This window comes from Mesorhizobium sp. M7A.F.Ca.MR.245.00.0.0 (assembly GCF_003997415.1).
Taxonomy (GTDB): Bacteria; Pseudomonadota; Alphaproteobacteria; order Rhizobiales; family Rhizobiaceae; genus Mesorhizobium.
This window is the reverse complement of the sequence record NZ_RZTE01000092.1, coordinates 1-1,978: the sequence shown is the minus strand read 5'-3', so window position 1 is coordinate 1,978 and position 1,978 is coordinate 1. Positions and strand designations below refer to the sequence as shown.

The window sequence follows — 1,978 nt, the reverse complement described above, 5'->3', positions numbered from 1 at the left end:
TTGCGCAGCACGGCATCGCGGCCGATGAAGTCGCCCTTGGCGGTCTTCACCGCGAAGCCAAGGCCGGCTTCCAGCACATTGTCCTCGTCGGTGATGTCATGGCCGAAATGCCGGAAAGCCTTTTCGATGCGGCAGGAATCCAGCGTGTGCAGGCCGCAGAGTTTTAGGCCGACATCCGCACCTGCCTCATCGATCGCCTCGAAGACATGAGCCGCCTGGTCGGTCGAGACATAGAGTTCCCAGCCGAGTTCGCCGACATAGGTGACGCGATGCGCGCGGGCCAGGCCCATGCCGATCTCGATCTCCTGGAACGTGCCGAACGGATTTTTATCATTGGAAAAATCGTTGGGGCTGACCTTCTGGATCAGCTTTCTCGCGTCCGGGCCCATCAGGCAGAGCACGCTTTCGGCCGCCGTCACGTCGGTGATGACGACGAACTCGTCGGCGACGTGCTTGCGCAACCAAGCCAGGTCGCGCTGCAGCGTGGCGCCGGGGACGACGAGGAAGAAAGCCGTTACCGACAGCCGCGAGACCGTCAGGTCGCTCTCGATGCCGCCGCGCTGGTTGAGCATCTGGGTGTAGACGATCTTGCCCGGGGCGACGTCCATGTCGTTGGCGCATAGTCTTTGCAGGAAAGCGCAGGCGTCGCGGCCCTCGACACGGATCTTCCCGAACGAGGTCATGTCGAACAGGCCGACGCCATTCCTGACCGCGAGGTGTTCTTCGCGCTGGTTGTCGAACCAGTTCTGGCGCTTCCAGGAATAGCGGTATTCGCGCGCCTGGCCCTCGCGTGCGAACCAATTGGCGCGCTCCCAACCGGCGACTTCGCCGAAAACGGCGCCGCGCGCCTTCAGATGCTCGTGCAGCGGCGAACGCCTGACATTCCTCGAGGTCGCCATCTGGCGGTAGGGGAAATGGTCGGCATAGAGCAGGCCGAGCGTTTCGGAGACGCGCTCCTTGAGGTAGCGGCGGTTCTTCTGGAACGGCTGTGCGCGGCGGATGTCGACTTCCCACAGGTCGAAGGGGGCTTCGCCGTCATTGATCCACTGCGCCAGCGCCATGCCGGCGCCTCCGGATGAGACGATGCCGATCGAATTGTAGCCGGTCGCCATCCAGTAGCCGGCCAGTTCCGGCGCCTCGCCGAGATAGTAGCGGTCGTCGGGCGTAAAACTCTCCGGACCGTTGAAGAAGGTGTGGATGCCGGCGGTCGCCAGCATCGGCATGCGGTTGACGCCCATTTCGAGGATCGGCTCGAAATGCTCCATGTCCTCAGGCAGTTGGTCGAAGCAGAAATCCTCGCTTATGCCGTCCATGCCCCACGGCTTGGCCACCGGCTCGAAGGCGCCCAGCATCATCTTGCCGGCATCCTCCTTGTAGTAGGCGCACTCGTCCGGCACCCGCAGCACCGGCAGACGGGTGAGGCCGGGGATAGGTTCGGTGACGAGGTAAAAATGCTCGCAGGCATGCAGCGGGATGGTGACACCGTTCTGCGCTCCCAGTTTGCGTGCCCACATGCCGGCGCAGTTGACGACGATGTCGGCCTCGATCGTGCCTTGCTCTTCGCCCTGTGCCCAGGACACGCCGCTGACGCGGCCGGCCTTGGTATGGACCTTGGTGACCTTCACATTCTCGACGATGGTGGCGCCGCGCTGGCGCGCGCCCTTGGCCAGCGCCATGGCGATGTTGGCGGGGTCGCACTGGCCGTCGAGCGGCAGATGCACGGCGCCGACGACATCGGAAACATTGAGATGCGGGTACATCTCGCTGACTTCCCTGGGCGAAATCTCGCGCACATCGACATCGAAGGCACGCGCCAGCGACGCTTGCCTGTAGATCTCGTGCTTGCGCTCCTCGGTCAGCGCTACGGTGATCGAACCGACCTGGCGCATGCCGGTGCCGACCTCGGTCTCGGCTTCCAGCTTGACGTAGAGGTCGGCGGAATATTTCGCCAGCCGGGTCATGTTCTGCGAGCCGCGCA

The 1,978-nt window shown here is 63.8% G+C and carries 1 protein-coding gene; it reads right to left on the bottom strand.

Annotation, left to right across the window (positions count from 1 at the left end; translation table 11 throughout):
• Window positions 1-1,978, bottom strand: a 1,978-nt coding sequence (locus EOB80_RS34145) for an FAD-dependent oxidoreductase (RefSeq protein WP_164762834.1), incomplete at both ends; no start/stop codon positions are given.